General features: G+C 72.6%; 20 protein-coding genes. 18 read left to right on the top strand and 2 right to left on the bottom strand.

Going from position 1 to position 23,815, the window contains the following annotated elements; translation table 11 throughout:
• Positions 1 to 113: 113 nt before the first annotated feature.
• The 8 genes from ACH4UK_RS06590 (at position 114) to ACH4UK_RS06555 (ending at position 9,274) form a co-directional block, all read left to right on the top strand.
• A complete protein-coding gene (locus ACH4UK_RS06590; protein ID WP_398354850.1) occupies positions 114 to 1,256 on the top strand; it encodes a uroporphyrinogen-III synthase in 1,143 nt (380 codons plus the stop codon).
• Between the two features lie 43 nt (positions 1,257 to 1,299).
• Positions 1,300 to 1,863: a GNAT family N-acetyltransferase gene (locus ACH4UK_RS06585; RefSeq protein WP_398354849.1), complete on the top strand. Its 564-nt coding sequence runs from the start codon at positions 1,300 to 1,302 to the stop codon at positions 1,861 to 1,863.
• A gap of 121 nt (positions 1,864 to 1,984) precedes the next feature.
• The gene (locus tag ACH4UK_RS06580; RefSeq protein ID WP_398354848.1) at positions 1,985 to 2,623 is read left to right on the top strand and encodes a CGNR zinc finger domain-containing protein; all 639 of its coding nucleotides are present in this window, start codon (positions 1,985 to 1,987) and stop codon (positions 2,621 to 2,623) included.
• A 66-nt stretch (positions 2,624 to 2,689) separates the two neighbouring features.
• The gene (locus ACH4UK_RS06575) at positions 2,690 to 3,277 is read left to right on the top strand and encodes a sigma-70 family RNA polymerase sigma factor (RefSeq protein WP_398354847.1); all 588 of its coding nucleotides are present in this window, start codon (positions 2,690 to 2,692) and stop codon (positions 3,275 to 3,277) included.
• Positions 3,274 to 4,239: an anti-sigma factor family protein gene (locus ACH4UK_RS06570; protein WP_398354846.1), complete on the top strand. Its 966-nt coding sequence runs from the start codon at positions 3,274 to 3,276 to the stop codon at positions 4,237 to 4,239. Before ACH4UK_RS06575 ends, ACH4UK_RS06570 begins: the two co-directional genes overlap by 4 nt.
• A 121-nt stretch (positions 4,240 to 4,360) precedes the next feature.
• Entirely contained in the window at positions 4,361 to 6,745 is a 2,385-nt protein-coding gene (locus ACH4UK_RS06565) for a HelD family protein (protein ID WP_398354845.1), read from the top strand.
• Positions 6,746 to 7,179: 434 nt separating this feature from the next.
• Positions 7,180 to 8,616: an NAD-dependent malic enzyme gene (locus ACH4UK_RS06560; protein ID WP_398354844.1), complete on the top strand. Its 1,437-nt coding sequence runs from the start codon at positions 7,180 to 7,182 to the stop codon at positions 8,614 to 8,616.
• Between the two features lie 376 nt (positions 8,617 to 8,992).
• The gene (locus ACH4UK_RS06555; protein WP_003968811.1) at positions 8,993 to 9,274 is read left to right on the top strand and encodes an HU family DNA-binding protein; all 282 of its coding nucleotides are present in this window, start codon (positions 8,993 to 8,995) and stop codon (positions 9,272 to 9,274) included.
• A 117-nt stretch (positions 9,275 to 9,391) separates the two neighbouring features.
• Here ACH4UK_RS06555 and ACH4UK_RS06550 read toward each other — a convergent pair whose 3' ends face one another.
• A complete protein-coding gene (locus ACH4UK_RS06550) occupies positions 9,392 to 9,856 on the bottom strand; it encodes a DUF2000 family protein (RefSeq protein ID WP_398354843.1) in 465 nt (154 codons plus the stop codon).
• A gap of 49 nt (positions 9,857 to 9,905) precedes the next feature.
• On the opposite strand from ACH4UK_RS06550, the gene ACH4UK_RS06545 reads away from it, so the two are divergent.
• Positions 9,906 to 10,736, top strand: coding sequence for an AraC family transcriptional regulator (locus ACH4UK_RS06545; RefSeq protein WP_398354842.1), 831 nt, complete (start codon positions 9,906 to 9,908; stop codon positions 10,734 to 10,736).
• Positions 10,737 to 10,863: 127 nt separating this feature from the next.
• Here ACH4UK_RS06545 and murA read toward each other — a convergent pair whose 3' ends face one another.
• Complete coding sequence (gene murA / locus ACH4UK_RS06540; RefSeq protein ID WP_007450559.1) at positions 10,864 to 12,204, bottom strand: UDP-N-acetylglucosamine 1-carboxyvinyltransferase; 1,341 nt, start codon at positions 12,202 to 12,204, stop codon at positions 10,864 to 10,866.
• Positions 12,205 to 12,491: 287 nt separating this feature from the next.
• On the opposite strand from murA, the gene ACH4UK_RS06535 reads away from it, so the two are divergent.
• From ACH4UK_RS06535 to ACH4UK_RS06495, 9 genes are all read left to right on the top strand, one after another.
• On the top strand, positions 12,492 to 13,052 hold the full coding sequence (locus tag ACH4UK_RS06535; RefSeq protein WP_398354841.1) for a YqgE/AlgH family protein: 561 nt from the start codon (positions 12,492 to 12,494) through the stop codon (positions 13,050 to 13,052).
• A gap of 62 nt (positions 13,053 to 13,114) precedes the next feature.
• Positions 13,115 to 13,411, top strand: a complete 297-nt coding sequence (locus tag ACH4UK_RS06530; RefSeq protein WP_006124925.1) for a DUF3039 domain-containing protein — start codon at positions 13,115 to 13,117, stop codon at positions 13,409 to 13,411.
• Positions 13,412 to 13,651: 240 nt separating this feature from the next.
• Positions 13,652 to 14,956 (top strand): extracellular solute-binding protein, encoded by a 1,305-nt coding sequence (locus ACH4UK_RS06525; protein ID WP_398354840.1) that lies wholly within the window; start codon positions 13,652 to 13,654, stop codon positions 14,954 to 14,956.
• Between the two features lie 2 nt (positions 14,957 to 14,958).
• Positions 14,959 to 15,939 carry a carbohydrate ABC transporter permease gene (locus ACH4UK_RS06520; protein WP_398354839.1) on the top strand — a complete coding sequence of 327 codons (981 nt, stop codon included), beginning with the start codon at positions 14,959 to 14,961 and terminating at the stop codon, positions 15,937 to 15,939.
• Entirely contained in the window at positions 15,936 to 16,832 is an 897-nt protein-coding gene (locus tag ACH4UK_RS06515) for a carbohydrate ABC transporter permease (RefSeq protein WP_398354838.1), read from the top strand. The genes ACH4UK_RS06520 and ACH4UK_RS06515 overlap by 4 nt, the downstream gene beginning before the upstream one ends.
• A gap of 4 nt (positions 16,833 to 16,836) precedes the next feature.
• On the top strand, positions 16,837 to 18,522 hold the full coding sequence (locus ACH4UK_RS06510) for a beta-N-acetylhexosaminidase (protein ID WP_398354837.1): 1,686 nt from the start codon (positions 16,837 to 16,839) through the stop codon (positions 18,520 to 18,522).
• 328 nt (positions 18,523 to 18,850) lie between these two features.
• Positions 18,851 to 19,747, top strand: coding sequence for an FAD binding domain-containing protein (locus ACH4UK_RS06505; protein WP_398354836.1), 897 nt, complete (start codon positions 18,851 to 18,853; stop codon positions 19,745 to 19,747).
• Complete coding sequence (locus tag ACH4UK_RS06500) at positions 19,744 to 21,348, top strand: 2Fe-2S iron-sulfur cluster-binding protein (RefSeq protein WP_398354835.1); 1,605 nt, start codon at positions 19,744 to 19,746, stop codon at positions 21,346 to 21,348. Before ACH4UK_RS06505 ends, ACH4UK_RS06500 begins: the two co-directional genes overlap by 4 nt.
• A 97-nt stretch (positions 21,349 to 21,445) precedes the next feature.
• Positions 21,446 to 23,797 carry a xanthine dehydrogenase family protein molybdopterin-binding subunit gene (locus ACH4UK_RS06495; protein WP_398354834.1) on the top strand — a complete coding sequence of 784 codons (2,352 nt, stop codon included), beginning with the start codon at positions 21,446 to 21,448 and terminating at the stop codon, positions 23,795 to 23,797.
• Positions 23,798 to 23,815: the final 18 nt, after the last annotated feature.

Here is a 23,815-nt window from a genome sequence, read left to right as displayed (position 1 = left end):
AAATACGGGGGAACCGAGCCTGTCACGCGGGGTTGGCAGGCTCGCTTCCCCCATACCGACGCGTACCGGGAACAGACGAGAGCCCGCGGGACCTAACAGGAGCCGGACACACCATGCAGGACGACGACGCAACGCACGGGCCCCTCGCGGGCTTCACCGTCGGGGTGACCGCCGCCCGTCGCGCCGAGGAGCTCGGCACCCTTCTCCAACGCCGCGGGGCCGCCGTCCTGCACGCCCCCGCCCTGCGGATCGTGCAGCTCGCCGACGACAGCGAACTCCTCGCCGCCACCAAGGAGCTGATCGGCCACGCGCCCGACGTGGCGGTCGCCACCACCGCGATCGGTTTCCGCGGCTGGATCGAGGCGGCCGACGGCTGGGGGATCGGCGACGCCCTGCTGGAGACGCTGCGGGGAGTCGAACTCCTCGCCCGTGGCCCCAAGGTCAAGGGCGCCGTCCGGGCCGCCGGGCTGACCGAGGCCTGGTCGCCCGGGTCCGAGTCGATGGCCGAGGTCCTCGACCGGCTCCTCGCCGAGGGCGTTCAGGGCCGCCGGGTCGCCCTCCAGCTGCACGGCGAACCGCTGCCCGGATTCGTCGAGTCCCTGACGGCCGCGGGCGCCGACGTCGTCGTCGTACCGGTCTACCGCTGGATGCCGCCGCAGGACATCGCGCCGCTCGACCGGATGCTCGACGTCACGGTGGCCCGGGGCCTGGACGCGATCACCTTCACCAGCGCCCCCGCCGCCGCCTCGTTCCTGGGCCGCGCCGAGACCCGCGGGCTGCTCCCCGAGGTCCTCGGCGCCCTGCGTGACGACGTGCTGGTCGCCTGCGTCGGACCGGTCACCGCCCTCCCGCTGCAGGCCCGGGGCATCACCACCGTCCAGCCGGAGCGCTTCCGGCTCGGCCCCCTCGTCCAGCTGATGTGCGCCCAGCTCCCCGCGTCCGCCCGGGTGCTGCCGGTGGCCGGCCACCGGGTCGAGATCCGGGGGCACGCCGTCCTCGTCGACGACGAGCTGCGCGCGGTGCCGCCCGCGGGCATGGCCCTCCTGCACCTGCTGGCCCGCCACCCCGGCTGGGTGGTGGCCCGCGGCGACCTGTTGCGGGCCCTGCCCGGCAGCGGCACCGACGAGCACGCGGTGGAGACCGCCATGGCCCGGCTGCGCTCCGCGCTGGGCGCGCCCCGGCTGATCCAGACGGTCGTCAAGCGCGGCTACCGGCTGGCGCTGGACCCGTCGGCGGACACGAAGTACGGCGACTGAGGGGGCCCGGGAGGAGCCGGGGCGCCGGGGTTAGCGTGATCGGATGACCGATCACCTCCACCGACTCGCCCCGGACGTGGCCTTCCGGCCCGTCGCGATCACCGACGCGCCCTCCTTCGCCGCCGCCCTCACCCGCAACCGCGCCTACATGCGCCGCTGGGAACCCGTACGTCCCGATTCCTTCTACACGGTCGAAGGCCAGGCCGCCCGGCTCACCGCGCTGCTGGCCGACCGGGACGCCGGACGGGCCATGCCCTGGGCGCTCACGGACGCCGACGACCTGGTGATCGGCGGCTTCACGCTCTCCGGCATCGAGAAGGGCCCGTTCCGCAACGGCCGCCTCGGCTACTGGGTCGACGCGGGCCACGCCGGACGCGGGCTGGCCACCGCCGCCGTCGGCGCGGTCTGCGACGCCGCCCGGGACCGGCTGGGCCTGCACCGTGTGGAGGCGGCGACCGTCACCGACAACGTCCCTTCCCAACGGGTCCTCGCCAAGGCCGGGTTCGACCGGATCGGCACCGCGCCGGGCTATCTGCACATCAACGGCCGCTGGCACGACCACCACCTGTTCCAGCGGCTTCTGCACGAAGATCCACCGGCCGGCTGAGTGCGTCCCGGTACGGGGACGGGTCCCGCACCGGGAACGGCGGCAGGGGTTCCGGCCGGGCCCCGACAGGGGCACTCTGGGGGTGGCCGTTCCACCGGTGACCCAAGGCGGTGACAGGAGCATGGCAGCGGGCAGGGGTGCGTGGACGTGGCGGTTCGACGCGGGCCGGATCTGCCTCGATCTGGTGGCGACACAGAGCGCGGGCGGCGTGCCCGGGACCGGCGAACAGCTCGACGGGCCCGAGCGCCTGGCCCGGTGGCTGACCGAAGCCCGGCTCGTCCCGCCGGGCACCGTGCTGGTGGCACTGGACGACACCTGGGTGGCCCGCTTCCACGAACTGCGGTCCGCCGTCAGCCGGCTGATGGCCGCTCAGCTCGGTGGGCCCGGTGCCGACGGTGCGCTGGATCGGGTCAACTCCCTGGCGTCCGGCGCGCCTCCGGGGCTGCGCGCGGTGCGCGGCGCGGACGGCGACCTGGTGCGGGCCCTGGCCGCCGCACCCGACTGCGCGGGGCTCCTCGCCGCCGTCGCCCGGGACGCGGTCGACCTGCTGACCGACCCGGTCGCGCGGGCGGCCCTGCGCCGCTGCCAGGGCGAGTCCTGCGACCGGTTCTACCTGGACACCTCGCGCGGCGGACGGCGGCGCTGGTGCTCCGGCGCGGTCTGCGGCAACCGCGAACGGGTCGCCCGGCACCGGCGCAGGACCATGGGAGCCCCCGATGCGTGCGGTCCGGGGAAAGAAATTCCGCCCCGCGTTGAATGAACCGGCCCCCGCCCCCGTATCGATGGTCGAAGAGCTCGTTTCAGAGGTCTCGACCGGGAGGTTCGGGTGCGCAAGGATGCGGCCGTGGCCGATGACCGTCCGCACAGGGCTCGACATCGCAGTGAGCCGCCCCCGTCCCCCGCCGGGATACCGGACGAGGAACTGATGAGGGCGCTGTACCGCGAACACGCCGGGCCGCTGCTCGCGTACGTGCTCCGACTCGTCGCGGGCGACCGCCAGCGGGCCGAGGACGTGGTGCAGGAGACGCTCATCCGTGCCTGGAAGAACGCCGGCCGGCTCAACCGGGCCACCGGCTCCGTCCGCCCCTGGCTGGTGACGGTCGCCCGGCGCATCGTCATTGACGCCCACCGCAGTCGGCAGGCCCGGCCGCGCGAGGTCGATCCGTCGCCGCTGGAGGTCATTCCCGCGGAGGACGAGATCGACAAGGCGCTGTGGCTGATGACGCTCTCGGACGCGCTCGAAGATTTGACCCCCGCACACCGGGAAGCATTGGTCGAGACCTACTTCAAGGGACGTACGGTCAATGAGGCCGCCGAAGTGCTGGGCGTCCCCAGCGGGACCGTGCGGTCCCGGGTGTTCTACGCACTCCGTTCGATGAAGCTCGCACTCGAAGAGAGGGGGATCACGGCATGAGCGACCAGCAGTGGCAGCCGTTCGGGCCCCGGCCTCCCGGTCACCGCACGCCGTCGGGTCCCTCGAGTCCCCCGTATACCGCGGGTCCTGCACACCCCTCAGGGCCCGCGCACCTCTCCGGCTTCCCCGGCCCCGCGGGCCCCTCGGGTCCTTCCGGCCCTTCCGGCCACGGGGAGCCGTTCGGGGCGCCGCCCGAAGGGACCGAGCACGACGCGGCGGCGGCGTATGTCCTCGGCATCCTCGACGACGCGCAGGCCAGCGCCTTCGAGGCCCATCTCGCGGGCTGCGCCCGGTGCGCCGCGCACCTCGACGAGTTCGCGGGGATGGAGCCGATGCTCGCGATGCTCTCCGAGGCCCCGGCCGCCGTGCCCGGAGCCCGGCCCGTGCCGCATGTGCCGGAGCGGCCCGCGCCCCGGCTGCTCGGCGGGCTGATGGACGAGGTCGCGCACAAGCGGCACCGCCGCACCCGCCGCAGCCGGTATCTGGTCGCCGCGGCCGCCGCCCTGATCATCGGCGGCCCGGTCGCCGCCTTCGCGGTCACCGCGGGCGACGACCGCGGCGGCGGTTCGGTGGCCGCGGGCGATCCGCACCCGACCAGCCCGGCCGAGGACGCCTTCTTCCAGCACATGACGGAGAAGGTCTCGGCGACCGACCCCACCACCCGGGTCGGCGCGTCCGTCGGCATGGAGGAGAAGGCCTGGGGCACCCACACGGTCCTGGAGCTGAAGAACGTCAAGGGACCGCAGAAGTGCCGGCTGGTCGCCGTCTCCAAGACCGGCGAGGAGGAGGTCGTCACCTCCTGGTCCGTCCCCCAGTGGGGGTACGGCATCGAGGGCGCCACGAACCCCACGGCGAAGTCCCCGCTGTACGTGCACGGCGGGGCGGCGATGGACCGGAAGGACATCGACCGCTTCGAGGTGCGGACCTTCGACGGGGAGCGGCTGGTGGAGATCGGGGCCTGAACCCGCGCCCGGCGCGCCCCACCCGACGCGACGCGCGATCGGGATGCGGGCGACAGGTGCGCTCGGGCCCCCCTTCGCATAGGGTTGACGGCTGCCCAGTGCACGTCAGAAGGGGGCCTCGGTGGCCGCGCAGGATGCCGCTGTCGAATCGCTGCGGGACCGGGAAATCGGTGTCGAGCAAGAGCATCTCGACCGTGTTTATCACCGCCTCGAAGAGAAGATCCACGAGGCGGAATTCCTCATGAACGACGCCGTCAAGCGCGGCCAGGTCGGTACGCCCGGCGCGCTCGCGGAGCGGGACGCCCAGGTGTTCCGGGCGGGGATCCACCTCAATCGGCTGAACAGCGAGTTCGAGGACTTCCTCTTCGGGAGGATCGACCTGCTGCTCGGCAAGGACGGGGAGCGCGGCCCGGACGGCGCGTACACCTCGGTCGAGCCGGCCGACGACACCGTGCGGGAGGACGCCACCGCCGACATCGCGGAGACGCTCCACATCGGCCGGATCGGGGTCCTGGACTCCGACTACGCCCCGCTGGTGATCGACTGGCGCGCCCCGGCCGCCGCCCCGTTCTACCGCTCCACCCCGAAGGAGCCGGGCCGCGTCGTACGCCGCCGGGTCATCCGCTCCAAGGGCCGCAAGGTCCTCGGGGTCGAGGACGACCTGATGCGCCCGGAGCTGACGGCGTTCCTGGACGGCGAGCGGCTGCCGGTGATCGGCGACGGCGCGCTGATGGCGGCGCTCGGCCAGGCCCGCAGCCACACCATGCGGGACATCGTCTCCTCCATCCAGGCCGAACAGGACCTGGTCATCCGGGCCCCGGCCGCCTCCGTCACCGAGGTCACCGGCGGCCCCGGCACCGGCAAGACCGCGGTCGCCCTGCACCGGGCGGCGTATCTGCTCTACCAGGACCGGCGGCGGTACGCGGGCGGCATCCTGGTCGTCTCGCCCACCCCGCTCCTGGTCGCGTACACCGAAGGGGTGCTGCCCTCGCTCGGCGAGGAGGGCCAGGTGGCGATCCGCGCGGTCGGCTCGCTGTCCGACGAGGCGGCGGGCGTCCAGGGCGCGACGACCTACGACGAACCGGCCGTGGCCCGGATCAAGGGCTCCTCCCGGATGCTCCACGTGCTGCGCAAGGCCGCCCGGGGCGCGCTGGAGCAGGGCCGGACCGCACCCCGCGCCGAGCACGGCCAGCTCTCCTTCGGCGAGGAGCCCGCGGACGGCCCGACGGCGTCCGCGACGACCCCGAACCGGCTGCGGGTGGTCGCCTTCGGCGCCCGGGTCGAGCTGGAGGCCGACGAGCTCCAGCGCATCCGGCACAACGCCCTGGGCGGCACCGCCCCGGTCAACCTGCTGCGCCCGCGCGCCCGCAAGCTGCTGCTGGACGCCCTGTGGAGCAGGTCCTCCGAACGCGGCCGGTACACCGACCCGCAGCTGGTCGCGGAGCTGCGCTCGTCGTTCGACGAGGACGTCTCCACCGAGACCCCGTTCCTGGAGTTCCTCGACGCCTGGTGGCCCGAGCTGACGCCGCGCCGGGTGCTGGCCGCGATGGCCGACGAGCGGCGCCTGGGCCGCTGGTCCCGGCGCATCCTCAACCAGGGCGAGGTGCGCCGGCTGGCCCGCTCCCTGAAGCGTCTGGACGCGGACGGCAGCGGTCCGCTCTCCGTCCACGACGTGGCGCTCCTGGACGAGCTCCAGGCGCTGCTGGGCACTCCGCACCGGCCCAGACGCAAGCGCGAGGCGGATCCGCTGGATCAGCTCTCCGGCCTGGAGGAGCTGATGCCGCAGCGCGAGGAGACCCAGTGGGAGCGGGCCGAGCGGCTCGCGGCGGAGCGCACGGAGTACGCGCACGTCATCGTCGACGAGGCGCAGGACCTCACCCCGATGCAGTGGCGCATGGTCGGCCGCCGGGGCCGGCACGCCACCTGGACGATCGTCGGCGACCCGGCCCAGTCCTCCTGGTCCGACCCGGACGAGGCCGGCGCCGCCCGGGACGAGGCGCTCGGCTCCCGGCCGCGCCGCCGCTTCACCCTCACCGTCAACTACCGCAACCCGGCGGAGATCGCGGAGCTGGCCGCGAAGGTGCTGGCGCTGGCGATGCCCGGCATGGAGTCCCCGGCGGCGGTCCGCTCGACCGGGGTGGTGCCGCGCTTCGAGCCGGTACGCGAGGGGGACCTGGCCGCCACGGTCCGCGAGGAGGCCGCCAGGCTGCTCGCGGAGGTGGACGGCACGGTCGGCGTGGTCGTCGCGATGAACCGGCGCGCCCAGGCCCGCGAGTGGCTCGCGGAGCTGGGGGAGCGGGTGGTGGCGCTCGGCAGCCTGGAGGCCAAGGGCCTGGAGTACGACGCCACGGTGGTCGTCTCGCCCGCGGAGATCGCGGACGAGTCCCCGGCCGGCCTGCGGGTGCTGTACGTGGCGCTGACCCGGGCGACGCAGCAGCTCACGGTGGTCTCGGGGGAGCGGGACATGCCGGACGAGGACGGGGTGCCGGACCTGCTGAGGGACTGACGCCGAACAGGTCCCGCGAGTCAACCCGGCGCGCGGGAATCACTTCTCGGGGGTGTTTGTTACCTTGGTACTGGCACCGACTCGATCCAAGCCCCCGGGCCCAACCTTCGTCGCTTCGAGCGACCACTTGCCGCGAGGCGAGCATGGCGGGTCGGTGCCACCTAACTGAAGAAGACAGACCCGCGTCACCTGTTGGTGGCGTGGGTCTGTTCTTGTTTACGGGGCGTCCGGTCCTGTTGACGAGCCGTCCGGCCGGGTTCGGTCCCGTTGGGGGTTCCGCCGAACGGGTAGTTTCTCGTATGGTGGAAACTACTTTCCGAAAGACGGCAGTCATTACCGGCTACCAGCCGGTAGGTGCGACGATCGGGAAGCGTGTCCGGAACGAGGGTTCCGGATGCGCGGCAATGAAGCTAAGGAAAGCGAAGGACTCGGCCATGGCAACGGCGCCCAGCGTCTCGTACTCGATGACGGTCAGGCTGGAGGTGCCCGCGAGCGGCACCGCGGTCTCCCAGCTCACCACGGCCGTGGAGTCCTCCGGGGGCTCGGTCACCGGCCTCGACGTGACCGCTTCCGGCCACGAGAAGCTGCGGATCGACGTCACCATCGCGGCCACCTCCACCTCGCACGCGGACGAGATCGTCGAAGGTCTGCGCGACATCGAGGGCGTCGTGCTGGGCAAGGTCTCCGACCGTACGTTCCTCATGCACCTCGGCGGCAAGATCGAGATGGCGTCCAAGCACCCCATCCGCAACCGTGACGACCTCTCGATGATCTACACCCCGGGCGTCGCCCGGGTCTGCATGGCCATCGCCGAGAACCCCGAGGACGCACGCCGCCTCACCATCAAGCGCAACTCCGTCGCAGTTGTGACGGACGGCTCCGCGGTGCTCGGCCTCGGCAACATCGGCCCGATGGCCGCGCTGCCCGTCATGGAGGGCAAGGCGGCCCTCTTCAAGCGCTTCGCCGGCATCGATGCCTGGCCGATCTGCCTGGACACCCAGGACCCCGATGCCATCGTCGAGATCGTCAAGGCCATCGCCCCCGGCTTCGCGGGCATCAACCTGGAGGACATCTCCGCGCCGCGCTGCTTCGAGATCGAGGCCCGGCTGCGCGAAGCCCTCGACATCCCCGTCTTCCACGACGACCAGCACGGCACCGCGATCGTCGTGCTGGCCGCCCTGACCAACGCCCTGCGCGTGGTGGGCAAGAGCATCGGGGACGTACGGGTCGTCATGTCCGGCGCGGGAGCGGCCGGTACGGCCATCCTGAAGCTGCTGATCGCCGCGGGCGTCAAGCACGCGGTCGTCGCCGACATCCACGGTGTGGTGCACGCCGGACGCGAGGACCTGGTCGCGGCCGACCCCGACTCGCCGCTGCGCTGGATCGCCGACAACACCAACCCCGAGGGCGTCACCGGCACCCTCAAGCAGGCCGTCGTCGGCGCCGACGTCTTCATCGGCGTCTCCGCCCCGAACGTGCTGAACGGCGACGACGTCGCCGCGATGGCGGACGGTGCGATCGTGTTCGCGCTCGCGAACCCTGACCCCGAGGTCGACCCGGCGATCGCCCGTCAGACGGCGGCGGTCGTCGCCACCGGCCGCTCGGACTTCCCCAACCAGATCAACAACGTGCTGGTCTTCCCGGGTGTCTTCCGCGGTCTGCTGGACGCTCAGTCCCGCACCGTCAACACGGAGATGATGCTCGCCGCGGCCGGCGCCCTGGCCGACGTGGTCGCCGAGGACGAGGTCAACGCGAACTACATCATCCCCTCGGTCTTCAACGACAAGGTGGCGGGCGCGGTCGCCGGAGCCGTCCGAGCCGCCGCCAAGGCCGCCGCAGGCACCGGAACGGCCTCCTCCACCGCCGTCTGACTCCACCGTTTCGCGGGGCGCCCGAGGGGTACCCGCGAGACATACCGGGCCGCACCCGCCCGTGCCGTACGGCGCGTCGCGGGTCGCGGCGCCCCAAACGCCCCTTTAGGGTGGGCGGGCAGTGGGCCCTGCGGGGCCCGGCATCCGCTGCGGACCGCTCGGCCAAGTCGACGGAGCGTCACCACGAGCAAACCGTGGCGCTTTTCATTGACCCCGAAGGGTTCCGGATTGGCTTTCCCGCCGCTGGTGGGGGCAGGATGCGTAATCGGGCGAGAGGGTCTGACATCAGACCCGGGTCCGGGGACTGTCAGAGGGCCCTGGCAGCATCGGCTTCGATCTCACGCCTCACAGGCAAGAAGAACACGGGAGTAACAACATGAACCGCAGTGAGCTGGTGGCCGCCCTGGCCGACCGCGCCGAGGTGACTCGCAAGGACGCCGACGCCGTGCTGGCCGCGCTCGCCGAGACCGTCGGTGAGATCGTCGCCAAGGGCGACGAGAAGGTCACCATCCCCGGCTTCCTGACCTTCGAGCGCACCCACCGTGCCGCTCGCACCGCTCGCAACCCGCAGACCGGCGACCCGATCAACATCCCCGCCGGCTACAGCGTGAAGGTCTCCGCGGGCTCGAAGCTCAAGGAAGCCGCCAAGGGCAAGTAACCCACCGAGGCGCAATGAGGGCGGCCACTCCCGACCAGGAGTGGCCGCCCTTGCGTATGCCCGGGGCACATGCGGACCGCCGGGGCGTCCGGGAGGCCGAGGGCTCTCCCGTCCCCCTCAGGGGTGCATCCGCGCGCCCTTGAGGACCTTGTCCACGGCGTTGCGCGGCCCGTGCACCGCGATCCCCACCAGATCGAGCGCGTCCCGCCCCACCGCCCGTACGGCCGCCCGGTTGTCCCGGTCGTTCCCCGTGCCGAACAGGTCCGCGGTGAACACGGCCGTCGCCAGGGACCGGGACAACGCCTTGGCGTGCGCGGCGGTCAGCGTCTGCCTCGATCCCTCGAAGACCAGCACGGGCTGCCGGAGCATCGGCAGGTACGCCGTGGCGTCCGCGTCCTCGTACGGCTCGCCGATCACCTCGGGCGCCGCCGTCCCGAGGCCGCTGACCAGGAAGGCGGTCACATTCAGGCGCTGCCAGGTCTCCAGGTCGTCCCGGAGCAGCACCGCGATCTTCGTGTCGAAGCGGACAGGAGCGCTCTCGGCCGCCGTGGTCGCGGCCGGTTCCGTCGTCGTGGTTCTCATGGTTCGAGACTGACCGGTGGTCCCGGACGGCGTCTTGTACGTTCTTTGCGTGAGCCGTGCGACCCGTCCGCAGGAGATCCTCGCCTGGCGCCCGGCCGTCGCCGGCGTCGTGGAGGTCCTCCACGCCCGCTTCACCGAGCACGCCTACCCCATGCACGTCCACGACGCCTGGACGCTCCTGATCGTCGACGACGGGGCCGTCCGCTACGACCTGGACCGCCACGAGCGCTCCACCCCGGACGGCACGGTGAGCCTGCTGCCGCCGGGGGTCCCGCACAACGGGTCGCCCGCGACCTCCGCCGGCTTCCGCAAACGGGTGCTCTACCTGGACCTGACGCGGCTCGACGCGAGCCTCATCGGACCCGCCGTGGACACCCCGGACCTGGCCGACCCGCTGCTGCGCGCCCGCGTCGCCCGACTGCACACCGCCCTCGCGGACCCGGGCGGCGCGTTCGAGGCGGAGAGCCGTCTGACGCTCATCGGCGAGCGGCTGCGGGGCCACCTGCGCCCCGGGGGCTCCCCGGCGGCCCCGACGCCCGGACCGGGCGTCGCACGCGATCTGCGCGAGCTCCTCGACGAGCGGCTGCGCGAGGGCGTCACCCTGGCCGAGGCCGCCCGGCTGGTCCACGCGCACCCCGCCCATCTCGTACGGGCCTTCAGCGCGGCCTACGCCATCGCGCCGCACCAGTACGTGACGTCCCGCCGCGTCGACCGGGCCCGCCGGCTGCTGCTCGACGGGGTGCCGCCCGGCGAGGCGGCGGCCGCCGTGGGTTTCCACGACCAGTCCCACCTCACCCGGCACTTCAAGAGGATCGCCGGCACCACCCCGGGCCGCTACGCCCGCCAGGCCCGCTCACAGGGCCTTCAGGGGCCCTTCTGACGCCCGACAGCCCGCCGCCCCGGCTCCGAGACCGGAACCGGGGCGGCGGGCTGTTCACGCGGGGGCTGCGCGGTGCGCAGTGCTGTGTGCGGCAGCACTGAGCGGCCTGCGCGGCGCGCGGGGACGGTCAGACGAGCGAACCGCCCGGCAGTTCGACCTTCGCGCCGAGCTTCTCCAGCTTCTCCATGAAGTTCTCGTAGCCGCGGTTGATCAGGTCGATGCCGTGCACCCGGGAGGTGCCCTGCGCCGCCAGCGCCGCGATCAGGTACGAGAAGCCGCCCCGGAGGTCCGGGATGACCAGGTCCGCGCCCTGCAGCTTGGTCGGTCCGGAGACGACCGCCGAGTGCAGGAAGTTGCGCTGGCCGAAGCGGCAGTCCGAACCGCCCAGGCACTCGCGGTACAGCTGGATGTGCGCACCCATCTGGTTGAGCGCGGAGGTGAAGCCGAGCCGCGACTCGTACACCGTCTCGTGGACGATCGACAGGCCGGCGGCCTGCGTCAGCGCCACGACCAGCGGCTGCTGCCAGTCGGTCTGGAAGCCGGGGTGCACGTCCGTCTCCAGCGCGATGGCGTTGAGCGCGCCGCCCGGGTGCCAGAAGCGGATGCCCTCGTCGTCGATCTCGAAGGCGCCGCCGACCCGGCGGAAGGTGTTCAGGAAGGTCATCATCGAGCGCTGCTGGGCGCCGCGCACATAGATGTTGCCCTCGGTCGCCAGCGCCGCCGACGCCCAGGAAGCCGCCTCCAGGCGGTCCGGGATCGCCCGGTGGGTGTATCCGTCGAGCTTGTCGACACCGGTGATCCGGATGGTCCGGTCGGTGTCCATGGAGATGATCGCGCCCATCTTCTGCAGTACGCAGATGAGGTCCTCGATCTCCGGCTCGACGGCCGCGTTGGACAGCTCGGTGACACCTTCGGCGAGCACCGCGGTGAGCAGCACCTGCTCGGTGGAGCCCACCGAGGGGTACGGCAGCCGGATCTTGGTGCCCCGCAGCCGCTGCGGGGCCTCCAGGTACTGGCCGTCCGCCCGCTTCTCGATGGTCGCGCCGAACTGGCGCAGCACCTCGAAGTGGAAGTCGATCGGCCGGCCGCCGATGTCGCAGCCGCCCAGGCCCGGAATGAAGGCGTGGCCGAGGCGGTGCAGCAGCGGGCCGCAGAAGAGGATCGGGATGCGCGAGGAACCCGCGTGGGCGTCGATGTCGGCGACGTTCGCGGACTCGACGTGCGAGGGGTCGAGGATCAGTTCGCCCGGCTCGTCGCCGGGGCGGACGGTGACGCCGTGCAGCTGCAGAAGTCCCCGGACCACCCGTACGTCACGGATGTCGGGAACGTTGCGGAGGCGGCTGGGCCCGCTGCCGAGCAGCGCGGCGACCATTGCCTTCGGCACCAGGTTCTTGGCGCCTCGGACGCGGATCTCGCCCTCCAGCGGGGTGCCGCCGTGGACAAGCAGGACATCGTCTGTGCCGGTCATGTATCTCGCGTTCCGGAGTGGTCGGGCAGGGGGCCAACGAAAAGGGTAATGGCCTCCTACCCCCCTTCCGTAAGGCGAAGGGGGGTGGGCGAACGTCATGAATCCGCCACAACACCCTCCGCGCACCCGATCTTGCGGAGGGTTACCGTCCGGATGGCCCACCGCGCCCCCGCCCGACGGTGCGCTCCCCGTGCCTCCGTGCGCCCTGAGCTGCGCTCGCTCTCCTGAGGGCGGCATCACGGTCACTCGGCCCCCGTGAAGGGCGAAGATGCGGGATCATTCCTGCCATGACCGAGGTGTCCTCGCTCACAGGGCGACTGCTCGTGGCCGCACCCGCCCTCACGGACCCCAATTTCGACCGTGCGGTGGTGCTGCTCCTCGACCACGACGAGGAGGGCTCCCTCGGCGTGGTCCTCAACCGCCCGACCCCGGTCGGCGTCGGCGACATCCTCGCGCCCTGGGCCGGCCTGACCGGCGAGCCGGACGTCGTCTTCCAGGGCGGCCCGGTCTCGCTGGACTCCGCGCTCGGCGTGGCGGTCATCCCCGGCGACGAGGGCCCGCTCGGCTGGCGGCGGGTCCACGGGGCGATCGGCCTGGTTGATCTGGAGACCCCGCCGGAGCTGCTGGGCCCCGCCCTCGGTTCGCTGCGGATCTTCGCCGGGTACGCGGGCTGGGGCCCGGGTCAACTGGAGGGCGAACTGAACGAGGGCGCGTGGTACGTGGTCGAGTCGGAGCCCGGCGACGTCTCCTCCCCGCGCCCCGAACAGCTCTGGCGTGCGGTGCTCCGCCGCCAGCGCAGCGAGCTCGCGATGATCGCCACGTATCCGGACGACCCTTCGCTCAACTGAGGGACGGCCCTTCCCTCCACCGGAGGCGCTGAAGGCCACGGCTTTCAGTACCCTTGGCGGTTATGAGCACTCTTGAGCCCGATCGCGGGGCAGGTACGGGGACCCTCGTCGAACCGACGCCGCAGGTGTCGAGGGGCGACGGCGACCACGAGCGCTACGCCCACTACGTCCAGAAGGACAAGATCATGGCGAGCGCCCTGGAGGGCACTCCCGTGGTCGCGCTGTGCGGGAAGGTCTGGGTGCCGGGGCGCGACCCCAAGAAGTATCCGGTCTGTCCCATGTGCAAGGAGATCTACGAGTCCATGGGCGCCGGCGGCGACAAGGACAAGGGCAAGGGTGGCGGCAAGGACAAGAAGTAGGTCCGCTCCCCACCTCGCTGTCAGGCCCCCGGGGCGCGCGTCACCGCGCGCCCCGGGGGCCTTCTGCCTGCCCGGTCACCCTCGGTGACCGGGCGGTCGCGTTGCACGGGCTGCATCGGCTGGTCACAGAGTGGTGGAGACCACTTGTCGGCGTCGGGGCGCGGATCTACTCTCCTGCCAGTTGTGCAGAACGAAACGCACGTTGCACATGGTGCAACACCCGACCGGTAGGGGTTCCGGATGAAGCTTTCTGCCCGAATGGCCGCCCCGGCTGCGGCGCTTGTGCTGGCCGGCCTCACCGCCACCGCCTGCGCGCCGCAGACCTCCGACACCAGTGCCAAGGGTGACGAGAAGAGCGGCACGCTCCGTGTCTGGCTCTTCCAGGAGGTCGGCAACAAGCCCAAGGAGAAGGTCGTCGACGCGGCCGTCGCCGACTTCGAGAAGGCCCACAAGGGCGCGAAGGTCGAGATCGAGTACATACCCGTCGACACCCGCGCGCAGCGCATCAAGGCCGCGTTCAACGACCCCAAGAGCGCCCCCGACCTCATCGAGTACGGCAACAGCGACACCGCCGGGTACGTCAAGGACGGCGGACTCGCGGACGTGACCGAGGAGTTCGGCGCCTGGGACGAGGCCAAGGACACCGACCCGATCGCCAAGCAGTCCGTCACCGTCGGCGACAAGGTCTACGGCGCCCCCTTCTTCGTCGGCGTCCGGGCCCTCTACTACCGCACCGACGTCTTCGAGGACCTGGGCATCGACGCCCCCAAGTCCCAGGCCGAGCTGATCTCCACCGCCAAGAAGATCCGCAAGGCCGAGCCCGACCTCTACGGCCTCGCGGTCGGCGGCGCGTACACCTACGGCGCGATGCCCTTCATCTGGGCCAACGGCGGCGAACTCGCGGGCGAGAGCGGCGGCACCTACAAGTCGGGCATCAACAGCGAGAAGTCCCGCAAGGGCATCGAGGCCTACACCTCCCTCTTCGGCGACGACAACTGTCCCGCCGCCAAGTGCGCCTCCATGGGCGGCAACGCCACCGTGACCGCCTTCGCCTCCGGCAAGGCCGCCATGGCCATCGGCGGCGACTTCAGCCACGCGGCCGTCGAGGCGGGCGCGGTCAAGGGCAAGTACGCCGTCGTCCCCCTGCCCGGTGTCGCCGAGGGCTCCATCGCCCCCGCCTTCGCCGGCGGCAACAACCTCGGCGTCCTCAAGAGCAGTTCGCACCGCACTCTCGCCGTCGACCTGATGAAGTCGCTGACCGGCAAGAAGACCCAGGCCGAGATGTTCGACGCGATGGGCTTCCTGCCCACCTACACCGACGTCCTGGACAACGCCGCGAAGAAGCAGCCCTTCGTCGCCCCGTTCGTCCGGACCCTGGGCGCGGGCGCCAAGTTCGTCCCCGCCTCACCCGCCTGGGGCCAGATCGACGCCTCGCTGATCCTGCCGACGATGTTCCAGGAGATCGTCTCCGGCCGTAAGGACGTGGCGGAGGCCTCGGACGACGCGGCGAAGAAGATGGACACGGCCTTCACCGACGCGGGCTGACGATGACCACGCACACCACCCCCCTCAAGTCGCCGCCCGCCGCCGGGGCGGGCGGCGGCGCCCCGGCCGCCCGCCCGCCCCGGCGCGGCCGGTCCGTCTCGCCGGCGAACCGCTCCGGCTGGACCCCGTGGCTCTACCTCCTGCCGGCTCTCGTCCTGCTCGCCGGGCTGCTGGTCTACCCGATCTACCAGCTCGGCCTGATCTCGTTCCTGGAGTACACCCAGGCCCAGGTCAGCGGCGGCGAACCCACCACCTTCCAGGGCTTCGGCAACTACGCCACCCTCTTCCGCGACAGCCAGTTCTGGCAGGTCCTCCTCGCCACGGTCCTCTTCGCCGCGGCCTGCGTGATCTCCACCCTGTTCGTCGGCTGCGCACTCGCCGTCCTGCTCACCCGCATCCGCGCCCTGCCCCGGCTCGCGCTGATGATGGCCGCGCTGGGCGCCTGGGCCACGCCCGCGATCACCGGCTCCACCGTCTGGGTCTTCCTCTTCGACCCCGACTTCGGACCGGTCAACAAGGTGCTCGGACTCGGCGACTTCTCCTGGACGTACGGCCGCTACAGCGCCTTCGCGCTCGTACTCCTGGAAGTCCTGTGGTGCTCGTTCCCGTTCGTGATGGTCACCGTGTACGCGGGCATCCGGGCCATCCCCACCGAAGTGCTCGAGGCCGCCTCGCTGGACGGCGCGTCCCAGTGGCGGATCTGGCGCACCATCATGGCGCCGATGCTCAGGCCCATCCTGATCGTCGTCACCATCCAGTCGATCATCTGGGACTTCAAGGTCTTCACCCAGATCTACGTCATGACCAACGGCGGCGGCATCGCCGGCCAGAACCTGGTGCTCAACGTCTACGCCTACCAGAAGGCGTTCGCGTCCTCGCAGTACAGCCTCGGATCGGCGATCGGCGTCGTGATGCTGGTGATCCTGCTGGCCGTCACGCTGGTCTATCTGCGCCTGGTGAGGCGCCAGGGGGAGGAACTGTGAGCGCGACGACCGGCAGTCCCGTACGCGGCGGCACGCGCGAGGGCGGTGGCCTCGCCCGGCGGCTGCGCGTCAAGCGGCCCGGCAGGCTGGCCGCCGAGGCCGCCGCCCTGCTGATCGCCGTCGCGGTCGCCTTCCCCCTCTACTGGATGGTGCTCTCCGCGTTCAAGCCCGCCGGGGAGATCCAGTCCACCGACGCCCGCCCCTGGACGCTCGCCCCCTCGCTCGACTCGTTCCGCCGGGTCTTCGAACAGCAGGACTTCGGCCGCTACTTCCTCAACAGCCTGCTGGTGGCGGGCACGGTCGTCATCCTCTCCGCGCTGATCGCCTTCCTGGCGGCCACCGCGGTGACCCGCTTCCGCTTCAAGTTCCGCACCACGCTGCTGATCATGTTCCTGGTCGCGCAGATGGTGCCGGTGGAGGCGCTGACCATCCCGCTGTTCTTCCTCATGCGGGACTTCGGCCAGCTGAACACCCTCGGCTCGCTGATCCTGCCGCACCTCGCCTTCTCGCTGCCGTTCGCCATCTGGATGCTGCGCGGCTTCGTCAAGGCCGTCCCCGAGGCCCTGGAGGAGGCCGCCTACATCGACGGGGCCAGCCGCACCCGCTTCCTGTGGCAGATCCTCTTCCCGCTCGTCTTCCCGGGCCTCGTGGCGACCAGCGTCTTCTCCTTCATCACCACCTGGAACGACTTCCTGTTCGCGAAGTCGTTCATCATCAGCGACACCTCGCAGTCGACGCTGCCCATGGCGCTGCTGGTCTTCTTCAAACCGGACGAGAACGACTGGGGAGGGATCATGGCAGCCTCGACGGTGATGACCATCCCCGTACTGGTCTTCTTCGTACTCGTACAGCGACGCCTCGTCTCCGGACTGGGCGGAGCGGTTAAGGACTGACGTCATGGCATCCCGGAACACCGAGAACACCGAGAACACGGACGGCCCGGACTCCGTGGACACCGCGGCCCTCGGTCTGATCCCGGCCCCGCGCACCCTGACGCCGGCCCCCTTCGGGCCGTACGCGCTGGGCCGCGCGACCCCGCTGAGCGCCGCGCCGGGAGCCGAGGGCGTCGCCCGCTGGCTGCGCACCACGCTCGGCGCGGCCACCGGACTGCCCCTGGCCGAGGGCACGGGCGGCCACGGCATCGTGCTGACGCTCGACGAGGAGCTGGACCCCGAGGCTTACCGCCTCGCCGTCGAAGCCGATGCCGTACGCCTCACGGGCGGCAGCGCGGCGGGACTCTTCCGGGGCGCGCAGACCCTCCGTCAGCTCCTCGGCCCGGAAGCCTTCCGGCGTGCGCCGCTCGCCGCGGACCGCGCCTGGCAGGTCCCGGCGGTCGTCATCGAGGACGAACCCCGCTTCGGCTGGCGCGGCCTGATGCTCGACGTCTCGCGGCACTTCCTGCCCAAGGACGACGTCCTGCGCTACCTGGACCTGCTCGCCGCCCACAAGCTGAACGTCTTCCACTTCCACCTCACCGACGACCAGGGCTGGCGCATCGAGATCAAGCGCTACCCCCGCCTGACCGAGGTCGGCTCCTGGCGCTCGCGCACCAAATACGGCCACCGGGCCTCCGAACTGTGGGACGAGACCCCCTACGGCGGCCACTACACCCAGGACGACATCCGCGAGATCGTCGCCTACGCCGCCGAGCGGCATATCCGGGTCGTCCCCGAGATCGACATCCCCGGCCACTCGCAGGCCGCCATTAGCGCCTACCCCGAGCTGGGCAACACCGACGTCATCGACACCACCGCCCTCTCCGTCTGGGACACCTGGGGCGTCAATCCGAACGTCCTCGCCCCCACGGACAGCACTCTGCGCTTCTTCGAGGGCGTCCTGGAGGAGGTGCTGGAACTCTTCCCCGCCGAGACCTCGCCCTTCGTCCACATGGGCGGTGACGAGTGCCCCAAGGACCAGTGGAAGGAGTCCCCGACCGCCCAGGCGAAGATCGCCGAACTCGGCCTGAAGGACGAGGACGGGCTCCAGTCCTGGTTCATCCGGCACTTCGACGCCTGGCTCACCGCACGGGGCCGGCGCCTCATCGGCTGGGACGAGATCCTCGAGGGCGGCCTCGCCGAAGGGGCCGCGGTCTCCTCCTGGCGCGGCTACGGCGGAGGCATCGCGGCCGCCGAGGCCGGGCACGACGTGGTCATGTGCCCCGAGCAGCAGGTGTATCTGGACCACCGTCAGGACGGCGGCCCCGACGAGCCGATGCCCATCGGGTACGTCCGGAGCCTGGAGGACGTCTACCGCTTCGAGCCCGTCCCGCCGGGCCTGAGCGAGGAGGCGGCCCGTCACATCCTGGGCACCCAGGCCAATGTGTGGACCGAGGTCATGCAGAACCGGGCCCGCGTCGACTACCAGGTCTTCCCGCGCCTCGCCGCCTTCGCCGAGGTCGCCTGGTCCGCCCTGCCCGCCCCGGCCGACCGGGACTTCGCCGCTTTCGACGCCCGGATGAGCGCCCACTACGCCCGGCTGGACGCCCTCGGCGTCGACTACCGCCCGCCGGGCGGCCCGTACCCCCGGCAGCAGCGCCCCGGCATCCTCGGCCGCCCGCTGGAGGGAGTGCCTCCGGTGCTGTGAGCCGCCCGTGGGCCCGTCGGCCGCGGCCGCCCTCCCGGGCCGCCGCGGCCGACGCGCGTCCGGGGCCGACCGCCCTGCCGACGTGCGCCGGAACGAGGACGCGAACCGCATAAGTCGTACAAGCCTTGCCGAAGAGTGGCAATTCACCCTCCTCGCCGAAGAAGTGCGAAACCGGAATATCCCGCAGGTCGGGGACGGATCCACCCTTCGCGGACCCTCGCGCCGGTCCGATCGGAAGATGTGCCAGAGTTGCCACGTCCGGGCTGTGAACACGTACCGTACGGCGGAACAGGCGGGACAGCCGGGAGACCGGGAAGGGGCAGCTGGGTTGACCACGCACGCACCGCAGGCGACGCAGTCGGTGACACTGCCGGCCTCGTTGGACGAGGCCGTGGCGGCACTCGGCGCCATGCCCGCGGCCGTTCCGGTCGCGGGGGGCACGGACCTGATGGCGGCCGTCAACAAGGGGCTGCTGCGCCCCTCGGGGCTGGTCGGCCTCGGACGGATCAGCGAACTGCGCGGCTGGCACTACCAGGACGGCCACGCGCTGCTGGGCGCCGGACTCACCCACGCCCGCATGGGCCGCCCCGACTTCGCCGCCCTCATCCCCGCGCTCGCCGCCTCCGCCCGCGCCGCGGGACCGCCCCAGATCCGCAACGCCGGCACGCTCGGCGGCAACATCGTCACCTCCGCGCCCACCGGCGACGCCCTGCCGGTGCTGGCCGCGCTGGAGGCCGAGCTCGTCATCGCGGGCCCCGGCGGCGCCCGCCGCGAGATCCCCGTCTCCCACCTGCTGGCCGGCCGTGAACTGCTGGAACCCGCGGAGCTGATCGGCTTCGTCCGGGTACCGCTGCTGCACGCCCCGCAGGTGTTCCTGAAGGCCACCGGCCGCACCGGCCCGGGGCGCGCCACCGCCTCCGTCGCCATCGTCCTCGACCCGGCCCGGCGCGGCGTGCGCTGCGCGGTCGGCGCCATCGCCCCGATGCCGCTGCGCCCGCTGGAGGCGGAGCGCTGGATCGCCTCGCTGATCGACTGGGACGGCGAGCGGGGCCTCGCCCCCGACGCGCTGGCCGCCTTCGGCGAGTACGTGGCCGCGGCCTGCATCCCGGACCACGCCCCACCGGCCGACGGCTCAGAGGCCCCGCCGCTGTCCCCGGCCGTACTGCACCTGCGGCGCACCGTCGCCGCGCTCGCCCGACGCGCGCTGGGGAGGGCACTGTCGTGAGCAATGAGGAACCCGCCGACCAGCACGGCCGGCAGGACGGGCAGGCCGGCTCCGGTGGACCGGATCCGCGGTACGGAGCCTGGCAGCCGACGCCGCAGAGCGGTGAGTACGACGCCGACGCCACGGCGTTCGTCCAGCTCCCGCCGGAGGATCTGGCGAACATCCCGCTGGCCGCGCCCGGCCAGGGGTACGTCCCGCCGATGATCCTGCCGCTGACCCCGGCCGCCGGGCTGGACCCGGCGGCGACGGGCAGCTGGGTGCTCCAGACGCAGACCCAGCAGGCACAGGCCCAGCAGGCACAGACCCAGCAGGCACAGACCCAGCAGGCGCAGGCCGAGCAGCGCGCCCAGGAGGCCGCCGCCCAGCAGCCCGGCGCGGTCCACTGGCCGGACCCGAACCACCAGGGCGGGCAGGCCGGATACCAGGGCACCTCGCACGCCACGGCCCAGTGGAACTTCACCGAGGCCTTCGGCGAGACGGCGGCCGGCCCGGAAGCGGGCCGTCCCGAAGCCGCCCCCGAGACCGGTCACACCGACCTCTCCGGCCGCGTCGACACGTCCGGCCAGGCGGACCACGCCGGCCACACCGGCCAGTGGACGATCCCGGTGGCGGACGGGGATCTCCCGGACGAATCGGGCGAGTTCCTGGCCTCGGCCCACACACCGCAGTGGTACGCGGACCGAGCCCGCCCCGCGACGCTCCCCGGCGGCGCCCCCGCCCCCTGGGCCACACCGGAACCGGAGGCCGCCCCCGTACCCGTGACGGAGGAGACCCCGGAACCGGAACCGGAACCGGAACCGGCGGCGGACGAGCCGACGGGACAGACCGCGGAACGGGCGGACGGGGCAGCCCGGCCGCAGGAGGAACAGGCCGACACCGCGGCCGTACCGGAATCCGCGGCGGCACGCGGGACCGATCCCGGGGCCGACCCCGACGCGGCGCCGGAGACGGCTTCCGAGGCCGACCCGGACACCGCCCCGGACGAAGACCCCGCCCCCGTCCTCCTCGACGTACCGAGCGAGCACCCCTCCGCTTCGTACCTCCTCCATGTGAACGGCGTGGACCGCCCGGTCGGCGACGCCTGGATCGGCGAGTCCCTGCTCTACGTGCTTCGCGAGCGCCTCGGCCTGGCCGGGGCCAAGGACGGCTGCTCGCAGGGCGAGTGCGGCGCCTGCAACGTCCAGGTCGACGGCCGTCTGGTCGCCTCCTGCCTGGTCCCCGCGGCCACGGCGGCGGGCAGCGAGGTGCGGACGGTCGAGGGCCTCGCCGTCGACGGCGAACCGTCCGACGTCCAGCGCGCCCTGTCCGCCTGCGGAGCCGTCCAGTGCGGCTTCTGCATCCCCGGCATGGCGATGACCGTCCACGACCTCCTGGAGGGCAATCACGCCCCCAGCGAGCTGGAGACCCGCCAGGCACTCTGCGGCAACCTCTGCCGCTGTTCCGGCTACCGGGGCGTGCTCGACGCGGTCGCCGACGTCGTCGCGGCCCGCGAGGCGAGCGCCGAGGCGGCCCAGGACGGGGCACGCATCCCGCAGCAGGCCGAGCCGGGCGCCGGCGGCGTGCAGCAGGGCCCCCACCCGCACGAGGGAGAGGCGCTGTGAGGCGAGCCCGCGGCCCCGCCGTACGACAGCGGCACCACGCGAACCCAGGGCCCACCCCCCGCCGCCGCACCGGCGGGGCGAACGACAAGGAGGCGGCGTGAGCAGCGACGCGGCCACCGCGGCCAACGCGACCAGCACCAGCCTGCCCCGGATCGACGCCGTCGGCGGACCCGGCCGGGACGCCGACGCCGAGCAGCCCCTGCTCGGCCTCGGCGTCTCGCTGCCGGCCGCCGACGCCCGCGCGAAGACCGAGGGCACCTTCCCGTACGCCGCGGACCTCTGGGCCGAGGGGCTGCTGTGGGCGGCCGTGCTCCGCTCCCCGCACCCGCACGCGCGGATCCTGTCCATCGACACGTCGGCGGCCGTCGCGATGCCGGGGGTGCGCGCGGTCGTCACGCACGAGGACGTGCCCGGCGACAGCAACTACGGCCGCCATGTGGTGGACCGCCCGGTGTTCGCCTCCGACCTGGTCCGCCACCACGGCGAGCCGATCGCCGCGGTCGCCGCGGACCATCCGGACACCGCACGGCTGGCCGCCGCCGCCATCGCCGTCGAGTACGAGGTGCTGGAGCCGGTCACGGATCCGGAGAAGGCGTTCGCGGCGGAGCCCCTGCACCCCGACGGGAATCTGATCCGGCACATCCCGCTGCGCTACGGCGACGCGGAGGCGGCGGGCGAGGTCGTCGTCGAGGGCCTGTACCGCATCGGCCGCCAGGACCCGGCCCCGATCGGCGCGGAGGCCGGCCTCGCCGTGCCCCGCCCGGACGGCGGCGTCGAGATCTACACCGCCTCCACCGACCCGCACACCGACCGCGACCTGATCGCCGCCTGCTTCGGCCTGGAGCCGGACCGGGTCAAGGTCGTCGTGACCGGGGTGCCCGGCGCGACCGGCGACCGCGAGGACCCGGGTTTCCAGATCCCGCTGGGTCTGCTCGCGCTGCGCACCGGCTGCCCGGTGAAGCTGGCCGCGAGCCGCGAGGAGTCCTTCCTCGGCCACACCCACCGCCACCCCACCCTCCTGCGCTACCGCCACCACGCGGACGCGGAGGGCCGGCTGGTCAAGGTGGAGGCCCAGATCCTCCTGGACGCGGGCGCGTACGCGGACGCCTCCTCCGAATCCCTGGCCGCCGCGGTGGCCTTCGCCTGCGGCCCGTACGTGGTGCCGCACGCCTTCATCGAGGGCTGGGCGGTCCGGACGAACAACCCGCCATCGGGCCATGTGCGCGGCGAGGGCGCGATGCAGGTCTGTGCGGCCTACGAGGGCCAGATGGACAAACTGGCCGCCAGACTGGGCATCGACCCGGCCGAACTGCGCCTGCGCAACACCCTGTCGACCGGCGACATCCTGCCCACGGGCCAGACGGTGACCTGCCCGGCCCCGGTGGCCGAACTGCTCCGCGCGGTCCGCGACCACCCCCTCCCCGCCCTCCCCAAGGACGCCCCCGAGGACGACTGGCTGCTGCCGGGCGGCCCCGAGGGCGCGGGGGAGCCCGGGGCGGTGCGCCGGGGCGTGGGCTACGGCCTGGGCATGGTCCACATGCTGGGCGCCGAGGGCACCGACGAGGTGTCCACGGCCACGGTCCGGGTGCACGACGGCGTCGCCACGGTGATCTGCGCGGCGGTGGAGACGGGCCAGGGCTTCACCACGCTGGCCCGCCAGATCGTCCAGGAGGTCCTGGGCGTGGACGAGGTCCACGTGGCCGCCGTCGACACCGACCAGCCCCCGGCGGGCCCGGCGACGCACGGCCGCCACACCTGGGTCTCGGGCGGGGCGGTGGAGCGTGCGGCCAAGATGGTCCGCACCCAGCTCCTCCAGCCGCTGGCCCACCAGTTCGGCATGTCCACGGAGCTGCTCCAGATCGCCGACGGCAAGATCACCTCGTACGACGGCGTGCTCTCCACCACCGTCACGGAGGCGATGGACGGCAAGGAACTCTGGGCCACCGCCCAGTGCCGCCCGCACCCCACGGAGCCGCTGGACGAGTCCGGCCAGGGCGACGCGTTCGTCGGCCTCGCGTTCTGCGCGGTACGGGCGGTGGTCGACGTGGACATCGAGCTCGGCTCCGTACGCGTCGTGGAGATGGCGGTGGCCCAGGACGTGGGCCGCGTCCTCAACCCGGCCCAGCTGGCGATCCGCATCGAGGCGGGCATCACGCAGGGCATCGGCGCGGCCCTCACGGAGAACCTCCGCACCGCCCGCGGCCTGATCCGCCACCCCGACCTGACCGGCTACGCGCTCCCGACCTCGCTGGACGCCCCGGACATCCGCATCGTGAAACTGGTCGAGGAACGCGACGTGGTCGCCCCCTTCGGCGCGAAGCCGGCCTCGGCCGTCCCGGTCGTCACGGCCCCCGCGGCGGTCGCCTCGGCGGTCCGCTCGGCGACGGGCCGCCCGGTGAACCGCCTGCCCATCAGGCCGCAGGCGGCGGTGGCGACTCCGAAGGGCTGACGAGGCGACGGTCCCGGC

Origin of the sequence: Streptomyces sp. NPDC020884 (assembly GCF_044333935.1) — a bacterium.
GTDB lineage: Bacteria > Actinomycetota > Actinomycetes > Streptomycetales > Streptomycetaceae > Streptomyces.
Note: the sequence above shows the minus strand (reverse complement) of the source record. Positions and strands in the feature narration are given on the sequence as shown.

Bases quoted from the DNA above. Each gene is read 5' to 3' on its own strand.
- ACH4UK_RS06590 (WP_398354850.1), top strand. From the start codon at position 114: ATGCAGGACGACGACGCAACGCACGGGCCCCTCGCGGGCTTCACCGTC.
- ACH4UK_RS06585 (WP_398354849.1), top strand. From the start codon at position 1,300: ATGACCGATCACCTCCACCGACTCGCCCCGGACGTGGCCTTCCGGCCC.
- ACH4UK_RS06580 (WP_398354848.1), top strand. From the start codon at position 1,985: ATGGCAGCGGGCAGGGGTGCGTGGACGTGGCGGTTCGACGCGGGCCGG.
- ACH4UK_RS06570 (WP_398354846.1), top strand. From the start codon at position 3,274: ATGAGCGACCAGCAGTGGCAGCCGTTCGGGCCCCGGCCTCCCGGTCAC.
- ACH4UK_RS06560 (WP_398354844.1), top strand. From the start codon at position 7,180: ATGGCAACGGCGCCCAGCGTCTCGTACTCGATGACGGTCAGGCTGGAG.
- ACH4UK_RS06555 (WP_003968811.1), top strand. From the start codon at position 8,993: ATGAACCGCAGTGAGCTGGTGGCCGCCCTGGCCGACCGCGCCGAGGTG.
- ACH4UK_RS06550 (WP_398354843.1), bottom strand. From the start codon at position 9,856: ATGAGAACCACGACGACGGAACCGGCCGCGACCACGGCGGCCGAGAGC.
- murA (WP_007450559.1), bottom strand. From the start codon at position 12,204: ATGACCGGCACAGACGATGTCCTGCTTGTCCACGGCGGCACCCCGCTG.
- ACH4UK_RS06535 (WP_398354841.1), top strand. From the start codon at position 12,492: ATGACCGAGGTGTCCTCGCTCACAGGGCGACTGCTCGTGGCCGCACCC.
- ACH4UK_RS06530 (WP_006124925.1), top strand. From the start codon at position 13,115: ATGAGCACTCTTGAGCCCGATCGCGGGGCAGGTACGGGGACCCTCGTC.
- ACH4UK_RS06525 (WP_398354840.1), top strand. From the start codon at position 13,652: ATGAAGCTTTCTGCCCGAATGGCCGCCCCGGCTGCGGCGCTTGTGCTG.
- ACH4UK_RS06520 (WP_398354839.1), top strand. From the start codon at position 14,959: ATGACCACGCACACCACCCCCCTCAAGTCGCCGCCCGCCGCCGGGGCG.
- ACH4UK_RS06510 (WP_398354837.1), top strand. From the start codon at position 16,837: ATGGCATCCCGGAACACCGAGAACACCGAGAACACGGACGGCCCGGAC.